Origin of the sequence: Kitasatospora sp. NPDC059599 (assembly GCF_042735125.1) — a bacterium.
Taxonomy (GTDB): Bacteria; Actinomycetota; Actinomycetes; order Streptomycetales; family Streptomycetaceae; genus Kitasatospora.
In genome coordinates this window covers 52,224-74,677 of record NZ_JBHWCL010000025.1, presented here as the reverse complement: position 1 = coordinate 74,677, position 22,454 = coordinate 52,224, and the positions used below count along the sequence as shown (strand labels likewise).

The following is a 22,454-nucleotide window of genomic DNA, read 5'->3' as shown; positions in this document are numbered from 1 at the left end:
CCCCGGGTGGTCCCGGCCCGCCCGGTCAGGGCAGGGTCAGCACCTGCGCCCGCCGCTCACCCCGGTTGAGGTGGTGCAGCAGCAGGAGCCCGGAGCCGCCGCCCGCCGTGCGGTGCACGGCGAGGAAGCCGCCCGGGCCGACGGGCGCCATGACCGCCGGGGGGCCGGTGAGGCCGACCCGGGCGGTGAGGGCCGGGTGCAGGACGTCCAGCGGGACGGTCGGCCGGGTGCCGCGCAGGCCGATGGCGGCGTAGGCCTCGGCCGGGTCCGGTGTGCCGGAGGCGGCGACGCCGGTCCAGACGCCGTAGTGGACGGTGCTGTGGCCGGGGCCGACGCCGGGCAGGGCGCTCAGCCGGACGGGCAGCACGACCACGTCGCTGTCCAGCAGCGCGGTGTCGGTGTCGCCCCAGCGGGCGTTGAGCGGCTGGACGTCGAGTTCGTCCCCGGTGCGGGCGTCGAGGGCGCGGGAGACCAGGACGTCGCTGCCGCGCAGCCGGTCGGCCTTGAGGATGACGTCGGTGCTGCCGTCCCCGTCGGTGTCCAGCGCGACCCGCACGCCGTACAGCCCGACCGGGGTGGCCGAGGCGGCCCACGACTGCGCGCCCACGTAGAGCGTGTCGGCGTCGACGGCGGCGCCGGCCGCGCGCAGGTTCGCGGCCCGTTCGGCGGGGTGCTCGACGCAGAGGTCCTGCGCGGGGTCGGTGCCCTCCCCCGCACCGTCGGGCCGGATGCCCGCGCCCGGCCCGGGGGTGGCCGCGCCCGGCCCGGGAGTGGCGGCGCTGACGGGCGGGCAGTCGGCCCAGCGGGCGCCTTCGCCGCCGAGGGCGAGGGCGGTGACCAGTCCGGGTGCCGCGCCGGGCGCCGAGCTGCCGCCGAGCGTGACGAAGGTGCCGTCCCGCGCGGTGCGGGCGGTGGCCGTCGCCGCGAGGTCGCTCGTCGGCCGCGGGGCGGCGAGCACCGGGACCCGCAGCTGCGGCAGGGCGTCCGCGACCGGTGTCAGCAGCACCCGCCCGGAGAGTTCACCGCGGTAGCTGCGCGCCCTGCCGCCCTGCGTGGTGTCGATGGTGGGGTCGGGCGCGCGGCCCAGCCGCCCGGGGACGGAGAGCGTCACCCGCACCCGCGCGGTGCCGCCGGCCGGGACGTCGACCCGGTCCGGGCTCACCCGGAAGGAGGCCCCGGGCAGTTCGGTGGCCGCCGTGTAGCCGGTGCGGTAGCCCAGCGGCCGGTCGGAGTGGTTGCGGACCTCGATCTCCCGGGTGAGCGCCGTCGGCCCGCCGACTTCGACGGGTCCGAACGAGACGCCGACGCCGCCCTCCTCGGCGCCCTCCCCCGCGGCGTAGGCGACGACGGGCGTGCGGACCGCCTGGTCGACCCGGACCCGCCCGGCCCCGGTGCGCTCGGGCCCGTAGACCGGCCCGCCGTGGTCGTCGCCGACGTAGGTGTCCGTGGTGGTGTTCATCAGCGCGGCCTTGACCTGCTCGACCGGCCAGTCCGGGTGTGCGGCGCGGACCAGCGCGGCGAGCCCGGCGACGTGCGGGCTGGCCATGGAGGTGCCGTTCTCGCGCTGGCCCCCGGTGCCGCTGCCGACCAGGGCGGACCAGATGGTCTCGCCGGGCGCCGCCAGGTCGGGTTTGACCACGCCGGGCACGCCGATGCCGCGCGAGGTGAAGTCGGTGAGGGTGTCGGTCCGGGCCGGCTGGTCCTGTCCGACGGAGCCGTGCAGGGGGTTGCCGGGGGCGGCGAGCCGGACCCGCACCGGCCCGGCGGCCGCTGCCTGCCGCAGGCGTTCGCCGTCGGCGCGGGCCAGCAGGGCGACCGGGACGCGGTCGTCGCCGGCGATCTCGGCGAGGTGGTCGGTGTCGGCGGCGTACAGCGCGCCGATCGCGCCCGCGTCGGCGGCGTGGTCGGCGCGCGGGCCGGAGTTGCAGGCCCGGTCGGCGTCCCTGGTCGTCCAGGCGAGCACGGCGATCTTGCCGGCCAGCCGCTGCCGGTCGGCCTCGTCGAAGGCGGCGCAGCCGTCCGACTGGTCAGCGGGCAGGGCGAGTTCACCGCTCACCTCGGTGCCGGCCCAGCCCTGGTAGCGCTCGCTCCAGTGCGCCGGGACGATGCCGGCCAGGGTGGCGGGGGCGAGCACGGTGATGCCGTCCACGTCGGCGTGCCCGTGGACGGAGGCGGCGACGGTGATCGCCCGGGCGGCGGTGCCGGGGCTGCCGCCGATGCCGTAGACGTCGCCCTCGTTGCCCGCGGCCGCGACCACGACGGTGCCCAACGCGGCGAGCCGGTCGACGGCCAGGGCGTCGGTGTCGTCGGCGCTGCCGAAGCGGCTGCCGAGCGAGAGGTTGACGACGTCGAGCCGGTCGGCCAGGTCGCCGTCGCCGTTCGGGTCGGCGGCCAGGTCGAGGGCCTCGGTGAGCCGGTCGGTGGAGCCGTCGCAGCCGAACACCCGGATCGCGTACAGCTGGGCGCCGGGGGCGGCGCCGGGGCCGATCCTGAACGCGGCCGGGTCGAGTCCGGGCCCGTACGGGCCGGTGTACGGCCGGCCGTCGGCGGTGACGCCGTACCCGGCCGCGGTGCCGGCGACGTGGGTGCCGTGCCCGTTGCGCACGCAGTCGAGCGGGTTGTCGCCGGGGTGCGGGACCGGCTGGTGGTGCGGGGAGGCCGGGTCCGGGTCGTAGTCGTCGCCGACCAGGTCCTTGCCGCCGATCACCTTGGCGTTGGGGAACAGCGCGGGCGGCGCGGGCTTGCCGCGCTCGACCGAACGGAAGGCCTCCTCGGTGCCGGGACCGCCGAAGTCGGCGTGGGTGTAGTCGATGCCGCTGTCGATGATCCCGATCCGCACGCCCTTCCCGGTGTTGCCGGCGGGTGCGGAGCCGCCGGCCCAGACCTGCGGGGCGCCGGTCAGCGGGACGGAGTGGGCGTTGTCGCGCCGCTTGGCGACGATCGGGTGGACGGCCCGGACGCCGGGCAGCGCCCGCAGCGCGGGCAGCCGGTCGGCGGGCGCCTCGACGGCGAGGCCGGTGAGCAGGGTGCGGGTGCGGTAGAGCTCGCGGACGGCGGGCGCGGCCCGGTGGACGGCGCCGGCGAGCCGGTCGAGCGCGTCGCCCGCGCGGGCCCGCTGGGCGGCGCCGGCCCGCGCGGCCTCCTGGCGGACGGCCTCCGGGGGGCGCTGCTCCCGCCGGGCCCCGTCGGCGGCGCGCCGCCAGGCGGGGCCGGCCGCCTCGGTGCCGAGTTCGAGCAGGACGGAGGCCGTTCGACCGGCCCCCGGTGGTCCCGCGGACGGTGGTCCGGCGGTCGGTGGTCCGGCGGTCAGTGGTCCGCCCGCCGCCGGGGTGGCGGCGAGGACGGCGCTCCCGGCCAGCAGGGTCAGGGTGAGGCCGATCCGGACGAAGGGTCGGCGGACGGGTGGCAGACGCACTGGGCCCTCTCCCCCGGCAGGGGGGACTGATCCGCACTCGGTGCCGCTGACGCCCGCCCGCGCAGACGTCGATCACCCTTCCGGGGGCCCCAAATTAGGATGATCGCGCCGGCCCGGGCGAGCAACTTCCCTCGAATGGAACGAGGTTGCACTCTACGGAGTGACGCACCATCAGCCCGTTCGGCCCAGTCGGCCGATGAACGCCACCCGCGGTGCCGCCTAGTGGCGGCCGGTCAGTGGTGGCCGGTCACGCCGCCGTTGTCCCGGCGGTCCAGCGAGCGCTGCAGGGCGGCGGCCGCGAAGGGGGTGCGCTCGGCGGCCCGACGGCGGCGCGGGGCGCGGACGGGGGTCGTGGCGGTCGCGGTGGCGGCGTGGCGGTCGGCGGTGGGGGGCATACCTGGCTCCTTGGAAGCGGCGCTGCCGAGGGCGAGCGCGGGGGTGGGAGACGGAGGCGCCGCGCGTCCCGGGGAGGGTGGCGGTGGCGACGGGATGGAGCGCGCGGGAGCAGGGGTCGCCTGCCCGTGAGGGCGCACGCGCACACGGGCCGCGCGCCCTGGCTACAGGGGCGGCACACCGTATGGCTCTTCCACGGTACGACCCGGTTCCGGCCGTGTCTGCACGAATACTCGGATTTCCTAGTATCTGAGACGGGAGCCACCCGGGAACGTGCAGCAGGGCCCGTACCGCCGATCGATCGGCGGTCCGGGCCCTGCGCGGGACGACGGGCACGGGGCCCGGAGGATCAGCCCAGGTCGACCGAGCGCGCGAAGCGGGCGCCGATCTCGGCGGCGATCGCCGACAGCACGTCCTGCGGGATCTCGCTGTCCACGGTGAGGGAGGCCAGCGCGCCGCCGCCGTCGCGGGCGACCTGCATGCCGGCGATGTTGATGCCGGCGTCGCCGAGGTGGCGGCCGAGCACGCCGACCACGCCGGGGCGGTCCTCGTACTTGAAGAAGGCCATGTGGTCGGTGAGCGCCACGTCCACGTCGAAGGCGTCCACGCCGACGATCTTCTGGGTCTGCTTGGGGCCGGCCAGCGTGCCGGAGATGGCGATCTCCTCGCCGTCGGCGAGGGTGCCGCGCACGGTGATCACGTTGCGGTGCTCGGGGCTCTCGCTGGAGGTCGTCAGACGGACCTCGACACCGCGCTCCTGGGCGAACAGCGGGGCGTTGACGTAGGACACCGTCTCCGCCACCACGTCCTCGAACACGCCCTTCAGCGCGGACAGTTCGAGCACCTTCACGTCGTGCTGGGTGATCTCGCCGCGGACCTCGACGTCGAGCCGGACGGCGACCTCGCCGGCCAGCGCGGTGAAGATCCGGCCGAGCTTCTCGGCCAGCGGCAGGCCCGGACGGACGTCCTCGGCGATCACGCCGCCCTGGACGTTCACGGCGTCCGGTACGAGCTCGCCGGCGAGCGCGAGGCGCACCGACCTGGCGACCGCGATGCCCGCCTTCTCCTGCGCCTCGTCGGTGGAGGCGCCCAGGTGCGGGGTGGCGACCACGTTGTCGAAGGCGAACAGCGGGGAGTCGGTGCACGGCTCCTTGGCGTACACGTCGAGGCCCGCGCCGGCCACCCGGCCGTCGCGCAGCGCGCTCGCGAGCGCCTCCTCGTCCACGATGCCGCCGCGGGCGGCGTTCACGATGCGCACGGTCGGCTTGACCTTGTGCAGCGCCTCGTCGCCGATCAGGCCGATCGTCTCGGGGGTCTTGGGGAGGTGGACGGTGATGAAGTCCGAGACCTCCAGCAGCTCCTCCAGGGTGACCAGCTTGACGCCCATCTGGGCGGCGCGGGCGGCCTGGATGTAGGGGTCGTACGCGACGATCTTCATCCCGAACGCGGACATCCGCTGGGCGACCAGGACGCCGATCCGGCCGAGGCCGACGACGCCGAGGGTCTTCTCGCTCAGCTCGACGCCGGTGTACTTGTTGCGCTTCCACTCGCCCTGCTTGAGCGCGGCGTTGGCCGGCGCGATGTTGCGGGCGACGGAGATCAGGAGGCCGCAGGCGAGTTCGGCGGCGGTGACGATGTTGGAGGTCGGCGCGTTGACGACCATCACGCCGGCCTTGGTGGCCGCGGCGACGTCCACGTTGTCCAGACCGACGCCGGCTCGGGCGACCACCTTGAGCTTGCGGGCGGCGGCCAGCGCCTCGGCGTCGACCTTGGTGGCGGAGCGGATCAGGATCGCGTCGACGTCGGCGATCGCGGTGAGCAGCTCGGTGCGGTCGGCGCCGTTGCAGTGGCGGATCTCGAAGTCGGGTCCGAGGGCGTCGACGGTGGCGGGCGACAGCTCTTCGGCGATCAGAACGACGGCGGTCTTGGATGTCACAGTGCTCACGACAGTGTGTCCTTAACTCTGCGGTTCCCCCGGCACGTAGGTGGCGTGGAAGGGCGGGGGAAGGTGGCATGCCGCGTAGGTAGACGCACGACGCTGTGGGCCTGACGCGCACTCGGAGTGTATCGACGGGCTGGCTGCCAGGCTGCTCCCGTCCGGCGAAATCACCCGGACGGGAGCAGCCTACTTGTACAAGGCAGTTGCGGAACCGGGCCGCGCGAACGGCCCGCGCAGGCTCAGGCCTTCTCGTTGACCCAGCTCATCAGCGAACGCAGCTTCTTGCCGGTGGTCTCCAGCAGGTGGTCCTCGTCGGCCTTCTTGTACTCGTTGTACTTCGGCAGGCCCGCCTTGTACTCGGCGATCCAGGTGTTGGCGAAGGTGCCGTCCTGGATCTCGGCGAGGACCTTCTTCATCTCGGCCTTGGTGTCGGCGGTGATGATGCGCGGGCCGGTGACGTAGTCGCCCCACTCGGCGGTCTCGGAGACCGACCAGCGCATCTTCTCCAGGCCGCCCTCGTACATCAGGTCGACGATGAGCTTCAGCTCGTGCAGGCACTCGAAGTAGGCGATCTCCGGCTGGTAGCCGGCCTCGACCAGGGTCTCGAACCCGGCCTTCACCAGGGCGGCGGTGCCACCGCAGAGGACGGCCTGCTCACCGAACAGGTCGGTCTCGGTCTCCTCGGTGAAGGTGGTCTTGATGACGCCGGCCTTGGTGGCGCCCAGGCCCTTCGCGTACGACAGCGCCAGGTCGAAGGCCTTGCCGGTGGCGTCCTGCTCGACGGCGACGATCGCCGGGACGCCGCGGCCCTCCTCGTACTGGCGGCGGACCAGGTGGCCCGGGCCCTTCGGGGCGACCATGCAGACGTCGACGTCCGCCGGGGGCTTGATGAAGCCGAAGCGGATGTTCAGGCCGTGGCCGAAGAACAGGGCGTCGCCGGACTTCAGGTGCGGGGCGATGTCGGCCGCGTAGACGTCGGCCTGGATCGGGTCCGGGACCAGGATCATGATGACGTCGGCCTCGGCCGCGGCCTCGGCCGGGGTGACGACGCGCAGGCCGGCCTCCTCCGCCTTGGCGCGGGACGTGGACTCCGGCTTCAGGCCGACCCGGACGTCGGCGCCGGAGTCGCGCAGGGACAGCGCGTGGGCGTGGCCCTGGCTGCCGTAGCCGATGACCGCGACCTTGCGGCCCTGGATGATGGACAGGTCGGCGTCGTCTTCGTAGAACAGCTCGGCCACGGGGGCACATCTCCTTGCATCATGGTGCCGGGGTACGCGGTATTCACCGTATGCGGTCCCGGCGGTTGTGGGGTCTTTGCTTCAGGGTTTGAGACGGGCGGGTCGCCGTCCCGCGCCGGTCAGGCGCTGCGGTCGAGTGCGCGCAGCGACCGGTCCGTGATGGAACGGGCGCCGCGGCCGATCGCGACCAGGCCGGACTGGACCAACTCCTTGATGCCGTAAGGCTCCAGCATCCGGAGCATGGCCTCCAGCTTGTCCGAACTGCCGGTGGCCTCGATGGTCACCGCTTCGGGCGACACGTCGACGGTCTTGGCACGGAACAGCTGGACGATCTCGACGATCTGCGACCGGGTCTCGTTGTCGGCGCGGACCTTCACCAGGACCAGTTCCCGCTGGATCGCAGCGGCCTGGTCGAGTTCGACGATCTTTATCACGTTCACGAGCTTGTTGAGCTGCTTGGTGACCTGTTCCAGCGGGAGGTCCTCGACGTTGACCACGATCGTCATCCGGGACACGTCCGGGTGCTCGGTCGGGCCGACGGCGAGGGAGTCGATGTTGAAGCCCCGACGGGAGAACAGCGAGGCGATGCGGGCGAGCACGCCGGGCTTGTTCTCGACCAGGACGGAGAGGGTGTGCTTGGACATGTGGTTCCTCAGTCGCTCTGGTGGTGGGGTCAGTCGGAGTCGTCGCCGAAGTCGGGGCGGACGCCCTTGGCGAACTGGATCTCGTCGTTGCTGGTCCCGGCCGCGACCATCGGCCAGACCATGGCGTCCTGGTGGACGATGAAGTCGATGACGACCGGACGGTCGTTGATCTCCATCGCCTGCTTGATGACCGCGTCGAGGTCCTCGGGGCGCTCGCAGCGCAGGCCCACGCAGCCCATCGCCTCGGACAGCAGGACGAAGTCGGGGATCCGGGTGCCCTGGGCGGGCGGCTCGATGCCGTCGTGGCCCGGGCCGGCGTGCAGCACGGTGTTGGAGTAGCGCTGGTTGTAGAACAGCGTCTGCCACTGCCGGACCATGCCCAGCGAGCCGTTGTTGATGACCGCGACCTTGATCGGGATGTCGTTCAGGGCGCAGGTGACCAGTTCCTGGTTGGTCATCTGGAAGCAGCCGTCGCCGTCGATGGCCCAGACCGGGGTCTGCGGGCGGCCGGCCTTGGCGCCCATCGCGGCGGGGACGGCGTAGCCCATGGTCCCGGCACCGCCGGAGTTCAGCCAGGTGCCGGGCTTCTCGAACCGGATGAACTGCGAGCTCCACATCTGGTGCTGGCCCACGCCCGCGGCGTAGATCGCCTCGGGGCCGACCAGCTTCCCGATCCGCTCGATGACCTGCTGCGGCGAGAGCTGGCCGTTCGGGGCCGGCTCGTAGCCGATCGGGTAGGTCTTCTTCCACTCGTCGAGCTTCTCCCACCACTCGGCGTAGTCGCCCTTGTGGCCGGCGTCGAACTCGGCCTGGACGGCGACGATCAGGTCGGCGAGCACCTCGCGGGCGTCGCCGACGATCGGCACGTCCGCCGGGCGGTTCTTGCCGATCTCGGCCGGGTCGATGTCGGCGTGGACGATCTTGGCGTACGGGGCGAAGCTGTCCAGCTTGCCGGTGACGCGGTCGTCGAAGCGGGCGCCGAGGGTGAACAGCAGGTCCGACTTCTGCAGGGCGGTGACGGCCGGGACGGAGCCGTGCATGCCGGGCATGCCCAGGTGCTGCGGGTGACTGTCCGGGAAGGCGCCGAGCGCCATCAGGGTGGTGACCACGGGCGCGCCGGTCAGCTCGGCGAGGATCCGCAGCTCGGCGGTGGCCTGCGCCTTGATCACGCCGCCGCCGACGTACAGCACCGGGCGCTTCGCGCCGACCAGCATCTTCGCGGCCTCGCGGATCTGCTTGGCGTGCGGCTTGGTGACCGGTCGGTAGCCGGGCAGGGCGGCCTCGACCGGCCAGCGGAAGGTGGTGGTCGCCTGCAGCGCGTCCTTGGCGATGTCGACCAGGACCGGGCCGGGGCGGCCGGTGGCGGCGATGTGGAAGGCCTCGGCGATCACCCGGGGGATCTCGGCGGGGTCGGTGACCAGGTAGTTGTGCTTGGTGATGGGCATCGTGATGCCGCAGATGTCCGCCTCCTGGAAGGCGTCGGTGCCGATCGCCTTGGAGGAGACCTGGCCGGTGATCGCGACCATCGGCACGGAGTCCATGTAGGCGTCGGCGATCGGGGTGACCAGGTTGGTCGCGCCCGGCCCGGAGGTGGCCATGCAGACCCCGACCTTGCCGGTGGCCTGGGCGTACCCGGTGGCGGCGTGGCCGGCGCCCTGCTCGTGACGGACCAGGATGTGGCGCACCTTGGCCGAGTCCATCAGCGGGTCGTACGCGGGAAGGATGGCCCCGCCCGGGATGCCGAAGACGGTGTCCGCGCCCACGGCCTCCAGGGAGCGGATGAGCGACTGGGCGCCGGTCATGGTCTCGACGACGTGCTGGGGAGCGGGAGCGTTGGCGGCCGGGTTGTCCCCGCGGCGGGGGGATGCGGCGTGCTCGGTCATCTGCCTGTCTCTTCTCGGTTCTTGCCGACCCGGCTGCGGGCCCCGGTGCTGCGAGGGTGGGGTCCCGGTCCGGGTCGATCGCCGGCTCTGCCTCAATCCTCCCGCTCGATCCGTCGGAGCGACGTTCTCGGGCGGCCGAGGCCAGGGGTCTTGCGGGGGTGGAACAGCGTCAGTGCAACAAAAAACCCCTCGTGCCCAAGGGCATGCGAGGGGTGGCGCGTCGGTCTGTCACGAGCAGGGCGTGCGAGCCCTGTCAGCCGACGCGCCCGCCAAGTACGAGAATTCGGGTGCGCATGGCAACGACCATCCTCCCGTCCGGGGTGGCGTGTCAAGCAGGTGGGATGACCGTCTCGCCATGCGGACCGCCTGCCGGACCACCGACGGCCCGGTGTTCGGGCAGGTCAGAGCCGCCGTGGTGATGTGCGACACGTCCCGGCCCGGCGTCCGTCCGGCCACTCGTCCGGGCGTCGGCGGCCAGGTACCCGCGCCGGGTGGGGAGCGGGGCGGGGGGCTTCGGCAGCGGGTAGCCGCGGCGGGCCAGCGCGCGGCGCAGCCGGGGCTCGTCCAGCGGCGGGGCGAAGGCCGAGCCCTGGGCCTGCCCACAGCCCAGCTCCTGCAGCACGGTGACCTGGCGGGGCAGGTCCACCCCCTCGGCGGCGGTGGCCATCCCGAGGTCGCGGCCGAGCCGCAGGGCGTGCCCGGCGAGCGTGCGGGCGAGCGAGGACTCGCCGAGGTCCCGGACCAGCGTGCGGTCCAGCTTGAGACCGTCCAGGGGCAGCCGGGCGAGGGCGCCGAGCGAGCCGCCGCCGGCGCCGTATCCGGCCAGCCAGGTGGAGACGCCGAGTCGGCGCAGCGCGGCCAGCCGCCGGCCGAGCTCGTCGGCGAGCGAGTCCGGCCCCATCCGGGACACCTCGATCACCAGCTCGCCGGGCGGCAGCCCGCTGTCGCGCAGCGCGGCGGCCACCGTCTCGTACAGGCCGGGCGAGCAGAGCCGCTCGGCGCAGAGCCGCACGGCCACCGGGACGGGCTCCGGCGCTCCGTGGCCCCGGCCGGGCCGGCCGCGCCGGGCGGCGGCCGCGGCGGCGGCCTCCTGGACCAGCCAGCGGGAGAACCGGGTGGCCGAGTCGCCGTGCTCGGCGGAGCGCAGGAACTCGGCCGGGGTGAGCAGCAGGCCGCCCGCGGAGCGCCAGCGGGGCTGCGCCTCGATGCCGGTCACCGCGCCGTCGAGGAGGTCCACCACGGGCTGGTGGAGCAGGGTGAAGCCGCCTTCGCGGACGGCCAGTCTGAGTCGTTCCTCCAGCTCGGTGCGGCGCTCCAGGTCGGCCCGCATCGCGGGGGTGTAGAGCACCACCCGGCCCTTGCCCTCGGACTTCGCGCGGTACATCGCGAGGTCGGCGTTGCGCATCAGCTCGTCGGCGGCGGTCCTGGGGTCGGCGGCGGGGCCGCGTTCGGGGGTGCCGAAGGCGATGCCGATGCTGGCGGCGACGCCGAGTTCGGCGCCGCCGATCCAGTACGGCTCGGAGAGCGCGACGCGCAGCCGGTCGGCCAGCTCCTGGACCTGGAGGCGACCGAGCGGCCCGCAGACCAGCGCCGCGAACTCGTCGCCGCCGAACCGGGCGACGGTGTCGCCGCAGCGGACGGCGCCCTGCAGTCGGCGGGCGGCCTGCACCAGCAGCTCGTCGCCGACCTGGTGTCCGGCGGAGTCGTTGACCGCCTTGAAGCCGTCCAGGTCGAGGAAGAGCACGGCGATCCCGGCGCCGGTCCCGCCCTGCTGGCCGCGGGCGCCGAGGGCGGCCCGCAGCCGCTGGGCGAACAGCGCCCGGTTGGGCAGGTCGGTGAGCGGGTCGTGGAAGGCGTTGTGCTGCAACTGGGCCTGGAGCATGACGCGTTCGGTGACGTCCCGGCTGTTGAGCAGCAGCCCGTCGCGGTGCCGGCTGACCGTGGACTCGACGTGCAGCCACTCGCCGCCGCCGGAGCTGATCCGGCACTCCACCCGGGCGGAGGGCTCGGCGGTGCCCGGGGTGCGGTGGGTGGTGAGCCGGACCCGTGCGAGGTAGCGGCGGACCTCGGAGAGCACCCGGTCGACGTCCTCGGCGTGGACCAGGTCCAGCAGGTTCCCGCCGACCAGTTCCTCCGGGTCCCGCCCGTACACGCCGAGCGCGGCCGGGGAGACGTAGGAGAGCACGCCGTTCGCGCCGGCGATCATGATGACGTCGCTGGACCCCTGCACCAGGGAGCGGAAGTGCGCCTCCTTGTGGGCGAGTTCCTGGGCCAGCGACAGGTTGTCGAGCAGCATCACGCCTTGCCTGAGGATCAGTGCCAGCCCGACGGTGCACGCGGCCGCGGCCACCACGCGGTCCAGTGCGCGCCCGCCGAGGGCGTTGTAGAGGATTCCGGCGGTGCAGACGGCGGCGGCCGCGTACGGGGTCAGCGCGCTGAAGGTGGTGGCCACCCGGCGGCGCGGCAGACCGCCGGCCGAGGGGTGTTCGCGCAGCGGGCGGCGCCAGCGCGTCGACCACGGCGCCCAGGCCAGCAGCAGGCTGCCGGAGAACCAGCCGGCGTCCAGCAGTTCGCCGGAGTGGTAGCTGCTGCGCAGCCCCGGGGAGGTGAACAGGGCGTCGCACAGCACGGTGACGGCGAGCGCCAGCATCGCGGTGTGCACCGCCGCCCGGTTGCCGTCCCGGCCGCCGAAGCGCAGTCCGACCACCAGGCTGACCAGCAGGATGTCCAGCACCGGGTAGCCCAGGTTGAGCGCCAGCCGCAGCGGGGATCCGTCCTCGCCGGCCGCGATCCGGCCGAGCGCCAGGCTCCAGCTGAGGGTGAACAGCGAGCCGGCGATCAGCCAGCCGTCGAGCAGCAGGCACAGCCAGCCGGCCGCGGAGCGCGGGCGCTGGGCGAGCACCAGGACGCCGGTGATGGCGAGCGGCGCGAACAGCAGGAAGGCGTAGTCGGCGAGCGAGTCCCGGGGCAGCGGGGTGCGCACGACCAGCTCGTACCAGCCCCAGGTGCCGTTGCCGAGGGTGACCATGAGCGAGGAGAGGCCGAACAGCAGCCAGGCCGGGCGGGCGTGCCCGCCGACCGTGCAGCCGTACACCAGGCAGGACAGCGAGGCCGCGAGGGCCGCGGCGGCCAGTCCGAAGTCCCCCATGAAGATGGACAGTTGGGGTGATCCCCAGCCTGCGGCGGCACCCATGGCGTAGGCCAGGCAGAGTGCCCCCAGGGCGAGTCCCGGCAGGGCGCGGCTCTCCAGGAGCCGGCGCAGCGGGCCACGCTCGACGGGCGCGGGCATGGCGTCGACGGCGGACGTGTCGGCGGGTGGTGCACCCGGGCGTCCGGCTCCGGGCAGCACCGTATCGGTGGAGCTCACTCGGCCTCTCCCCCTCCGGCCCGGGGCCTCGCGCCCCGGCCACGGGCCACCGGCCGCGCACCTCTCGGCCGTACGCGGCGACCTGGCACCCCGTCAGGACGGCGGCCCAGGGGGTGGGCGGCCGGTCGGTCGCCGCACCGTACCGATGCTCCCGAAACGGACCCTACACCAATTCCGTCACTCAATGACACGCACACTCAACTTAGAGTAATGGTGCGGGAGTGGGGGCTCGCTCCGGATTCCGACGGATCGGCCCGGTTGGCGGCGGCGCGCGGGCGGGGGCACACGCGGCGCGCACGGGAGCACGCGGCGGCGCCCGGCCCGCCGGGACCGGCCCGCCCGGGCGGCGGTCCGGCCCGGCTCAGGGGCGCCGTCTCAGCGGCCGGACGGGGCCAGGTCGTCCGGGAACAGCCGCAACCGGTGCGCCAGTGCGGCGGCCTCGCCCCGGCCGCCGACCGCGAGCTTGCCCAGGATGTTGGAGACGTGCACGCTCGCGGTCTTCGGGGAGATGTACAGCTCCTCGGCGATCTGCCGGTTGGTCCAGCCCCGCGCGAGCAACCGGAGCACGTCCCGCTCACGGGGGGTGAGGTTGAAGGAGTCCCCGACGGAGACCGCCTGGGCCGGCACCGCCGCCGCGCGCTCGGCGGGGGCGAGGCTCAGCCCGGCCCGCTCGGCGAGGCCCGCGACCTGCGCCCCCAGCATGCGGTCGTCCCGTACGGCCGCCAGTTCGGCCGCCTCGCGCAGCAGTTCGGCCCCGGCCTCGCGCCGGCCCGCCTGCACCTCGGCCTCGCCGGCCCGCAGCAGGGCCAGCGCCAGCGGGTAGGGCAGGCCGGTCGGCCGCAGCGCCTCGACGGCGGCGGTCCACTGCCCGGGGTCGTCGGCGCCCGCGGCGCGGGCCAGTTCGGCCTCCAGCAGCCGGGCCCAGCCGTGGTGCAGCGGCGCCCTGGGCCGCAGCCTGTCGGCCGCCGCGGCGATCGCGGCCAGCGCCCCGGCCCGGCCCGCCTCGGCCTCCGGCAGGCCCCGGGTGTCGGCCTCCACCCCGGCGGCCTCGGTGAGCAGCGGGTAGACGTCGGACTCGTGGCCGAGTCGGCCGCCCTCCGCCAGCGCGGCGAGCAGTTCGGCGCGGGCCTCCAGCGGCCGGCCGCCGAGCGCGGCGAGCCGCACCGCCAGCCGGCTGATCGGCACGCTGTGCTGGACCTGCCCGACCCGGTTGGCCGACCGGGCCTGCGCCAGCATGGTCGCCGCGGTGGGCAGGTCGCCCTGCAGCAGGGCGAGTTCGCCGCGCATCCGGTCCAGGAACTCGGCGTGGGTGCCGCTCAGGCTGGTCAGTTCGCAGGCGGCGAGCACCTCGGCGGCCTCCCGGACCCGCCCGAGGTCGGTCAGCGCCTCGACCAGGTTGCCGGTCAGGATCGTGCCGATGTTGCGCAGCAGGCCGTTGCCGTCCGCGAACTCCAGGCCCTCGCGGGCCAGCCGTACGGCGGCCTCGGCCCGGCCCAGCCCGCGCTGCATGCTGGCCAGGTTGTTGATGCCGCGCAGCAGCAGGTCGGGAACGCCCAGCCGGCGGGCCCGCTCGACCGCCCCGGCGAGTTCGGTCAGCCCGCCCTCGGCGTCGCCGTGCACGTCGTAGCGCAGGCCGGCGAGGGTCATCCGGGCGTGCACCTCGACCGAGTGCGCGCCGACCTCCTCGGCGATCCGGATCGCGCGCTCGGCGAGTTCGAGGTGCTCGACGCCGGGCTTCTTGAGCATCGCCGAGCCGGCGCCGAGCGCGAGCACCTCGGCCTGGACGGCGGACGGCGGCAACTGCTCGACCAGCCGCAGCGCGTGGCCGATCTCCTCCTCGTCGCCGGAGCGGCGCAGGCTGCCCAGCATCCGGGCCCGGTTGATCCGGAACCAGGCCGCGCGCACCGGGTGCACCGTCTCGTCGACCAGCCGCAGCCCGCGCTTGGCCAGGCTCAGGCCGCGCTCGCGGTCACCGCAGCGCCGGGCCGCGACCACCGCCTCGGCGAGCACGTCCTCCAGCTGGATCCGGCTGCACTCCTCGTCGGCGGCGTTGTGGTCGCAGGAGCCGGGCGGGTAGGTCTCGGCCCAGTCGTACGGGCGCAGGGTGTGCGCCAGCACGTCCTCGGAGACCATGTCCCACAGTTCCAGGGCCCGTTCCAGCATGCCCAGCTGCTCGGCGAAGGCGTTGCGGCGGCGGGCCGCGCGGGCGGCGTCCAGGGCGGTCGGCAGGGCCCGGGCCGGGTCGTGCGCGTGGTACCAGTAGTTGGCCAGCCGGGCCGGCAGCGCGTCGGAGGAGAGCAGTTGCGGCTGGGCCTCCACGGCGAGCGCGAACTTGCGGTTGATCCGGTGGCGTTCGCCGGGCAGCAGGTCGTCCGAGACCGCCTCGCGGACCAGCGCGTGCCGGAACCGGTAGCCCTCGCCCTCGCTGTCCGGGCGCAGGATGTTGGCGCCGACGGCCGAGCGCAGCGCCTCGATCAGCGCCTCCTCGTCGTCGTCCAGGACGGCCGCCAGCAGGGCGTGTTCGACGTGCGAGCCGCCCTCGGCGGCGATCCGCACCACCCGCTGGGTCTCCTCCTCCAGGCCCTCGACCCGCACCAGCAGGATGTCCCGGAGCGAGTCGGTCAGTCCGGCGCCGCAGCCGTCGTGGAAGGCGGTGGCCAGTTCCTCGACGAAGAACGGGTTGCCCTCCGAGCGGCGGTGGATCCGGTCCACCAGCTGGCGGTCGGGGGCGGCGGTGCCGAGGATGCCGGCCAGCTGGGCGGCCACCTCGCGGCGGTCGAACCGCGCCAGCTCCAGCCGCTGGACGGTGCGCAGCCGTTCGAGCTCGGCGAGGAAGGGGCGCAGCGGGTGCCGGCGGTGCAGGTCGTCGCTGCGGTAGGTGGCGATCAGCAGCACCCGGGAGCGGTGCAGGGTGCGCACCAGGAAGGCGAGCAGTTCGCGGGTGGAGCGGTCGGACCAGTGCAGGTCCTCGACGGCGAGGACGAGGGTACGCTCCGCGCCGAGCCGTTCGAACAGCCTTGCGGTGTGCTCGAACAGCCGGGCCCGGCCGTACTCGTCGTTGGGTTCGCCGTCCGCTTCTCCGAATTCGGAGAGCAGTCGGGCGAGGTGGCCCTCGCTGCCGGCTGCGGCGGCCTCGAACTCGGTGCCCAGCGAGCGGTGCAGCCGGCGCAGCGCGGCGGCCAGCGGCGCGTAGGGCAGGCCTTCGGCGCCGACTTCCAGACAGCTGCCGAGCGAGGTGACCGCGCCGCGGTCGGCGGCGCGCTGCAGGAACTCCTCCAGCAGCCGGGTCTTGCCGACGCCGGCCTCGCCGCCGATGAGGACGGCCTGCGGGCTGCCGGTGCCCGCCCGGCGCAGCGCGTCGGTCAGTTCGGTGATCTCGCTGCCACGGCCGACGAAGACGGGGCTGACCGATATCTGCTGCATGGAGGCGAGCATGCCATAGCCGGTGGGGGCCGGCCGAGGGGATATCTCCCCCGGCGAACGCCCGGAGGGGGAGACGCTCACTCGCAGCGTCTCCCCCTCCGGAACTCCGTCGGCACCGTCCTGGTGCCGCACCGTCAGCATTCGGGCCGACGCACGGGGCGCCGCGAGAAGCGGGCGGCCACCGGGCGCTGCCGCAGACGGCGGGCCTCCTTGGCCTCGCGCACCAGGCGCTCGTGCTCGGCGCGGGCCACGAGCTCGTGGGCCTGTTGCTGGAAGGTCTGGTACTCGATCACTTGGTTCCCCCTGCGGGTTTCTCACTGCGTTTCGCTGACAGGTAAGAGCTTCCTCTCCCAGTGGGGGGTGCGGCATCGGGAGCGTGCCCGATCTTCCGGGGCCCGGATGCCTTAGTTCTGGGCCAGGAAAAGGTTTAAGGCCCGACCTCACCCCAATACAGAGGTGAGACCGGGCCTTAGACCTTACTTAGAGGGCCTTAGACGCCTTAGATGCCTTAGGAAGGCAGGCCTGACGGCCTAGGCGCCCTCGACTTCCCGTGCCTACTGACCTTCCACCCCCAGCCGCTCCAGGATCAGGTCCTTCACGCGGGCGGCGTCGGCCTGGCCGCGGGTGGCCTTCATGACCGCGCCGACCAGCGCGCCCACGGCCTGGACCTTGCCGTCGCGGATCTTGGCGGCGATGCCCTCGTTCTCGGCGATGGCTTGGTCGACGGCGGCGCCCAGCGCGGAGTCGTCCGAGACCACGGCCAGGCCGCGCTTCTCGACGATCTCGTCCGGCTCGCCCTCGCCGGCCAGCACGCCCTCGATGACCTGGCGGGCCAGCTTGTCGTTCAGCTTGCCCTCGGCGACCAGCGCGGCGACCCGGGCGACCTGCACCGGGGTGATCGGCTGCTCGCTCAGCTCGGTGCCGGTCTCGTTGGCGCGACGGGCCAGCTCGCCCATCCACCACTTGCGGGCCTGGTCGGCCGGGGCACCGGCCGCGATGGTCTCCTGGATCGGGGCGACCGCGCCCGCGTTCAGCACCGACTGCATGTCCTTGTCGGACAGGCCCCACTCGGCCTGCAGCCGGGCGCGGCGCACCCGCGGCAGCTCGGGCAGGGCGGCGCGCAGTTCCTCGACCCACTCGCGGGAGGGGGCCACCGGCACCAGGTCCGGCTCGGGGAAGTAGCGGTAGTCCTCGGCGTTGTCCTTGATCCGGCCCGAGGTGGTGGTGCCGTTGTCCTCGTGGAAGTGGCGGGTCTCCTGGACGATGGTGCCGCCGTCGGTCAGGACGGTCGCGTGCCGCTGGATCTCGAACCGGGCGGCCCGCTCCACGCTGCGCAGCGAGTTGACGTTCTTGGTCTCCGAGCGGGTGCCGAACGTCGAGGTGCCGTTCGGGCGCAGCGACAGGTTGACGTCGCAGCGCATCTGGCCCTTGTCCATCCGGGCCTCGGAGACGCCGAGCGAGCGGATGACCTCGCGCAGCTCGGCGACGTACGCCTTGGCGACCTCGGGCGCACGGTCTCCGGCGCCCTCGATCGGCTTGGTGACGATCTCGATCAGCGGGATGCCGGCCCGGTTGTAGTCGAGCAGCGAGTGGGTGGCGCCGTGGATGCGGCCGGTCGCGCCACCGACGTGGCTGGACTTGCCGGTGTCCTCCTCCATGTGGGCGCGCTCGATCTCCACGCGGAAGGTCGAACCGTCCTCCAGCTGCACGTCGAGGTAGCCGTTGAAGGCGATCGGCTCGTCGTACTGCGAGGTCTGGAAGTTCTTGGGCATGTCCGGGTAGAAGTAGTTCTTCCGCGCGAACCGGCACCACTCGGCGATCTCGCAGTTCAGCGCCAGGCCGATCTTGACGGCCGACTCGACGCCGACCGCGTTGACCACCGGCAGCGAGCCGGGCAGGCCCAGGCAGGTCGGGCAGGTCTGGCTGTTCGGCTCGGCGCCCAGTTCGGTCGAGCAGCCGCAGAACATCTTGGTCTTGGTACCGAGCTCGACGTGGACCTCAAGGCCCATCACCGGGTCGTACGACGCCAGAGCGTCCTCGTAGGAGACCAGGGTCATGACGCTCACAGCGTCCCTTCACTCAAAAGACTTCGGAGGTACGGGCCCGGCCGCCGCTGGCGCGGGGCCGGGCCTGGGCGCTCAGCTCAGCCCAGCAGCACGTCGTCGGAGCCCAGCCGGCGCAGTTCGCGCACCAGCAGGGCGGTGCCGGTGACCAGCGCGGCGGCGCCGACCAGGGCGTTGACCAGCTTGAGGGTGTCGCTCTCGTCGCGCGCCCTGCGGACGTCCTTGGCGATGGAGATGGCGCCGAAGGCGCTGGTGCCGATGGACAGCCACAGGCCGGGCTTGGAGTGCTTGAAGCCCTTCAGGGAGCCGGGGGACTTCGCCTTCTCGATCTTGCTCACAGTGCCGGTGCCTCCTCCAGCAGGGTGTGCCCCCACTTGTCGTTGAGTGCGGCCTCGACGGCGCCGCCCACGCGGTACAGGCGGTCGTCCGCCATCGCGGGTGCGATGATCTGCAGGCCGACCGGGAGATTGTCCTCCGGGGCCAGGCCGACCGGCAGCGACATGGCCGCGTTGCCCGCCAGGTTCGACGGAATCGTGCACAGGTCGGCCAGGTACATCGCCATCGGGTCGTCGGCGCGCTCGCCGATCGGGAAGGCGGTGGTCGGCGTGGTCGGCGAGACCAGCACGTCCACGCCGGCGAAGGCGGCATCGAAGTCGCGCGAGATGAGCGTGCGGACCTTCTGGGCCGAGCCGTAGTAGGCGTCGTAGTAGCCCGAGGACAGGGCGTAGGTGCCCAGGATGATGCGGCGCTTGACCTCGTCGCCGAAGCCGGCCTCGCGGGTCAGCGCGGTGACCTCCTCGGCCGAGCGGCTGCCGTCGTCGCCGACCCGCAGGCCGTAGCGCATCGCATCGAAGCGGGCCAGGTTGGAGGAGCACTCGCTGGGCGCGATCAGGTAGTACGCCGGCAGCGCCAGGGTGAACGACGGGCAGGAGACCTCGACGACCTCGGCGCCCAGCTCGCGCAGCAGCTCCACCGACTCCTCGAAGCGCTGCATCACGCCGGTCTGGTAGCCCTCGCCGGAGAACTCCTTGACGACGCCGATCCGCATGCCGCGGACGTCGCGCATCCGCGCGGCTTCGACCACGGCCGGGACCGGCGCGTCGATCGAGGTGGAGTCCAGCGGGTCGTGGCCGGCGATGGCCTCGTGCAGCAGCGCCGCGTCCAGCACGCTGCGGGCGCACGGGCCGCCCTGGTCCAGGCTGCTGGAGAAGGCGACCAGGCCGTAGCGGGACACCGAGCCGTAGGTCGGCTTGACGCCGACGGTGCCGGTGACGGCGCCGGGCTGGCGGATCGAGCCGCCGGTGTCGGTGCCGATCGCCAGCGGGGCCTCGAAGGCGGCCAGCGCGGCGGCCGAACCGCCGCCGGAGCCGCCGGGGATGCGGGTGAGGTCCCACGGGTTGCCGGTCGGGCCGTAGGCGGAGTTCTCGGTGGAGGAGCCCATCGCGAACTCGTCCATGTTGGTCTTGCCGAGGATGACGACGCCGGCGTCCTTGAGACGCGTGGTCAGGGTGGCGTCGTACGGCGGGATCCAGCCTTCGAGCATCTTGGAACCGCAGGTGGTCGGGACGCCCTTGGTGGTGAAGACGTCCTTCAGCGCGAGCGGGACGCCGGCCAGCGGGCCCAGCTCCTCGCCCTTGGCGCGCTTCTCGTCGACGGCCCTGGCGGCGGCCAGCGCGCCCTCGGTGTCGACGTGCAGGAAGGCGTTGACCTTCTTGTCGACGGCGTCGATGCGGTCCAGGTGCGCCTGCGCGACCTCGACGGCCGACACCTCGCCCTTGGCGATGGCGCCCGCGGTCTCGGCGGCGCCCCACTTGATGATGGGAGTACGAATCGGCTCGGTCATCTCGGTCAGTCCTCCCCGAGGATCTGCGGCACACGGAAACGCTGGTCCTCGGCGGCGGGGGCGCCGGACAGCGCCTGCTCCGCGGTGAGCGAGGGCCGCACCTCGTCGGCGCGCATGACGTTGGTCAGCGGCAGCGGGTGGGAGGTCGGCGGGACGTCCTGTCCGGCGACCTCGGAAACGCGGGCGACCGCGCCGATGATCACGTCGAGCTGCTCGGCGAAGTGGTCCAGCTCTTCGGGCTTCAGCTCAAGACGCGACAGCCGGGCGAGGTGGGCGACCTCCTCGCGCGTGATGCCAGGCATGCAGCGATCCTCAGGGTGAGTTCTGGTGAGGCCCGGCGGTGCCTTGCGGGCGGTGCCGGGCCCGGGCAGGAGCAGCCGGGTCCGGCGCTCCGTCCTCATGGTCTTTGGACCCCATCCTATGGGGCCCGGACCGGCCACCGGCCAACGCGTTTGCCGAGGTGCCCGTCACCGCCGGGCGGACGTCCCCGCCGCCGGGCGCGTCACTGCGGCCGGAAGCGGGCCCAACTCTGTGTGCCCGGCGCCTTGATCTCCATCTGCGCGGCCTGCACCGCCTGGACCACCGGCGGCAGCACCGGGGGCAGTACGGGCGGCAGGACGGGCGGGAGCGTCGGCGGAATGGCGGGCTGGACGATCGGCTTGCCGCCCTGGACCTGCTGGAAGCCGGCCCGCAGCGGGGGCGGCGCGCCCAGCCGCTCCACCGGCGGGGCGCCGGTGCGGTGCACCCGGAGCCAGGCGGTGGCCTGCTCGGCGGGCAGCGCGGCCGACACCAGCCAGCCCTGGACGGCGTCCACGCCCATGCAGTGCAGCCGCTCCCAGGTCTCGTCGTCCTCGACGCCCTCGGCGACCACGGTCAGGCCCAGCGAGTGGGCGAGCTCCACGGAGCAGCGGACCACCGCCGCGTCGTGGTCGTCGGCGACCATCCGGGAGACGAAGGAGCGGTCGATCTTCAGCTCGCCGACCGGCAGGCTGCGCAGCCGCACCAGCGAGGAGTGCCCGGTGCCGAAGTCGTCCAGGGACATCCCGACGCCGTAGCCGCGCAGCTCGGCGAGGGTGTCGGCGGCCCGCCGGGAGTCGTCCAGCAGCAGCCGCTCGGTGATCTCCAGCTGGAGCGCGTGGGCCGGCACCTGGTGGCGCACGAGGTGGCCGGCGACGCGCTGGGCGAAGCCGGGGTTGAGCACGTCGCGGGGCGAGACGTTGACCGCGACCTGCACCTGCAGCCCCTGGTCGCGCCAGTACGCCAGCTGGCCGACCGCCGCCTCCAGCACGTAGTCGGTGAGCCGGGGCATCAGGCCGCTGGACTCGGCGAGCCCGACGAACTCGTCCGGCGAGACCCGGCCCTGGCCGGGGCGGTCCCAGCGCAGCAACGCCTCCAGGCCGACCACCCGGCCGTCGAAGGCCACCTTGGGCTGGTAGTGCAGCTGGACCTCGCCGGTCTCCAGGGCCCGCCGCAGGTCACCGAGGAGGCCGATGCGGTACGGGGTGTCGGCGTCCTGGGTCTCGTCGTACTGGGCGACGCCGCTGCGGCCGCTCTGGGCGTGGCCCATCGCGACGTCGGCCCGGCGCAGCAGCGACTCGGCGTCCTGGGCGTGCTGGGGGTAGACGCAGACGCCGGCGCTGGCCTCCAGGACGAGCAGCAGACCGTCCAGCCGGATCGGGGCGGCGAGTTCGGCGATCAGCGCATTGGCGACCCGTTCCAGGCTGTCCGGGCAGTTGATGCCGGGCAGCAGGACGGCGAACTCGTCGCCGCCCATCCGGGCCACCATCGGGCGGCCGCGCCGGTAGTGCCGGGGCAGGCCGGCGAAGACGTCGTCGATGGACTCCCGGGTGGGGCTGCCGGCCGGGCCGCCGGAGCGCAGCGCGCGGTGCAGTCGGCGGGCGATGTGAACCAGCAACCGGTCACCGGCCGTATGACCGAGTGTGTCGTTGAGTGATCGGAAGCGGTCGAGGTCAAGCAGGATGAGACCGACGCTGTAGCCCTGGTCGCACTCCGCGATCGCCTCCTGGGCGGCCAGTAGTAAGGCCTGACGGTTGGGCAGGTCCGTCAGCGGGTCGGTCAGTTGGTCGCGGGCGCGGTCCCGGGCGATCCGCCAGGCCGCCACCAGCACGGCCAGGGGCACCGCGAACAGCGGCAGCAGCTCGGGTTCGTACCGGTAGACCAGGACGGCCAGCGGGATGAGCGGCGCGGCTCCGGCCAGCAGCACGCCGAGCAGCAGGACCGCACCC

The 22,454-nt window shown here is 73.7% G+C and carries 13 protein-coding genes and 1 pseudogene; all 14 read right to left on the bottom strand.

Annotation, left to right across the window (positions count from 1 at the left end; genetic code table 11):
* Positions 1-25: 25 nt before the first annotated feature.
* Complete coding sequence (locus ACFV04_RS12285; RefSeq protein WP_380528704.1) at positions 26-3,415, bottom strand: S8 family serine peptidase; 3,390 nt, start codon at positions 3,413-3,415, stop codon at positions 26-28.
* A gap of 233 nt (positions 3,416-3,648) precedes the next feature.
* Positions 3,649-3,810, bottom strand: coding sequence for a hypothetical protein (locus ACFV04_RS12280; protein ID WP_360254185.1), 162 nt, complete (start codon positions 3,808-3,810; stop codon positions 3,649-3,651).
* A gap of 347 nt (positions 3,811-4,157) precedes the next feature.
* The gene (gene serA, locus ACFV04_RS12275; protein WP_380345698.1) at positions 4,158-5,744 is read right to left on the bottom strand and encodes a phosphoglycerate dehydrogenase; all 1,587 of its coding nucleotides are present in this window, start codon (positions 5,742-5,744) and stop codon (positions 4,158-4,160) included.
* Between the two features lie 242 nt (positions 5,745-5,986).
* On the bottom strand, positions 5,987-6,985 hold the full coding sequence (gene ilvC, locus ACFV04_RS12270) for a ketol-acid reductoisomerase (RefSeq protein WP_380345615.1): 999 nt from the start codon (positions 6,983-6,985) through the stop codon (positions 5,987-5,989).
* 119 nt (positions 6,986-7,104) lie between these two features.
* The gene (ilvN, locus tag ACFV04_RS12265) at positions 7,105-7,629 is read right to left on the bottom strand and encodes an acetolactate synthase small subunit (protein ID WP_030057405.1); all 525 of its coding nucleotides are present in this window, start codon (positions 7,627-7,629) and stop codon (positions 7,105-7,107) included.
* A gap of 29 nt (positions 7,630-7,658) precedes the next feature.
* Complete coding sequence (locus tag ACFV04_RS12260; RefSeq protein ID WP_380345618.1) at positions 7,659-9,512, bottom strand: acetolactate synthase large subunit; 1,854 nt, start codon at positions 9,510-9,512, stop codon at positions 7,659-7,661.
* Positions 9,513-9,840: 328 nt separating this feature from the next.
* Positions 9,841-12,801, bottom strand: a complete 2,961-nt coding sequence (locus tag ACFV04_RS12255) for a putative bifunctional diguanylate cyclase/phosphodiesterase (protein ID WP_380528709.1) — start codon at positions 12,799-12,801, stop codon at positions 9,841-9,843.
* 453 nt (positions 12,802-13,254) lie between these two features.
* On the bottom strand, positions 13,255-16,302 hold the full coding sequence (locus ACFV04_RS12250; protein ID WP_380528701.1) for an AAA family ATPase: 3,048 nt from the start codon (positions 16,300-16,302) through the stop codon (positions 13,255-13,257).
* A 134-nt stretch (positions 16,303-16,436) separates the two neighbouring features.
* Positions 16,437-16,595, bottom strand: a complete 159-nt coding sequence (locus ACFV04_RS12245; protein ID WP_380345621.1) for a hypothetical protein — start codon at positions 16,593-16,595, stop codon at positions 16,437-16,439.
* A gap of 261 nt (positions 16,596-16,856) precedes the next feature.
* Entirely contained in the window at positions 16,857-18,368 is a 1,512-nt protein-coding gene (gene gatB, locus ACFV04_RS12240) for an Asp-tRNA(Asn)/Glu-tRNA(Gln) amidotransferase subunit GatB (protein WP_360254175.1), read from the bottom strand.
* Positions 18,369-18,445: 77 nt separating this feature from the next.
* Positions 18,446-18,703 carry a hypothetical protein gene (locus tag ACFV04_RS12235; protein ID WP_360254173.1) on the bottom strand — a complete coding sequence of 86 codons (258 nt, stop codon included), beginning with the start codon at positions 18,701-18,703 and terminating at the stop codon, positions 18,446-18,448.
* Complete coding sequence (gene gatA / locus ACFV04_RS12230; RefSeq protein WP_380528699.1) at positions 18,700-20,208, bottom strand: Asp-tRNA(Asn)/Glu-tRNA(Gln) amidotransferase subunit GatA; 1,509 nt, start codon at positions 20,206-20,208, stop codon at positions 18,700-18,702. The genes ACFV04_RS12235 and gatA overlap by 4 nt, the downstream gene beginning before the upstream one ends.
* 5 nt (positions 20,209-20,213) lie before the next feature.
* A complete protein-coding gene (gene gatC, locus ACFV04_RS12225; protein ID WP_360254169.1) occupies positions 20,214-20,510 on the bottom strand; it encodes an Asp-tRNA(Asn)/Glu-tRNA(Gln) amidotransferase subunit GatC in 297 nt (98 codons plus the stop codon).
* A gap of 200 nt (positions 20,511-20,710) precedes the next feature.
* Positions 20,711-22,441: pseudogene (locus ACFV04_RS12220) on the bottom strand (putative bifunctional diguanylate cyclase/phosphodiesterase); the annotation flags it as partial.
* Positions 22,442-22,454: the final 13 nt, after the last annotated feature.

What these genes read in the sequence shown, in the direction of transcription:
- ACFV04_RS12280 (WP_360254185.1), bottom strand. Translation starts at nt 3,810, where the DNA reads ATGCCCCCCACCGCCGACCGCCACGCCGCCACCGCGACCGCCACGACC.
- ilvN (WP_030057405.1), bottom strand. Translation starts at nt 7,629, where the DNA reads ATGTCCAAGCACACCCTCTCCGTCCTGGTCGAGAACAAGCCCGGCGTG.
- ACFV04_RS12260 (WP_380345618.1), bottom strand. Translation starts at nt 9,512, where the DNA reads ATGACCGAGCACGCCGCATCCCCCCGCCGCGGGGACAACCCGGCCGCC.
- ACFV04_RS12255 (WP_380528709.1), bottom strand. Translation starts at nt 12,801, where the DNA reads ATGCCCGCGCCCGTCGAGCGTGGCCCGCTGCGCCGGCTCCTGGAGAGC.
- ACFV04_RS12250 (WP_380528701.1), bottom strand. Translation starts at nt 16,302, where the DNA reads ATGCAGCAGATATCGGTCAGCCCCGTCTTCGTCGGCCGTGGCAGCGAG.
- gatA (WP_380528699.1), bottom strand. Translation starts at nt 20,208, where the DNA reads ATGACCGAGCCGATTCGTACTCCCATCATCAAGTGGGGCGCCGCCGAG.
- gatC (WP_360254169.1), bottom strand. Translation starts at nt 20,510, where the DNA reads ATGCCTGGCATCACGCGCGAGGAGGTCGCCCACCTCGCCCGGCTGTCG.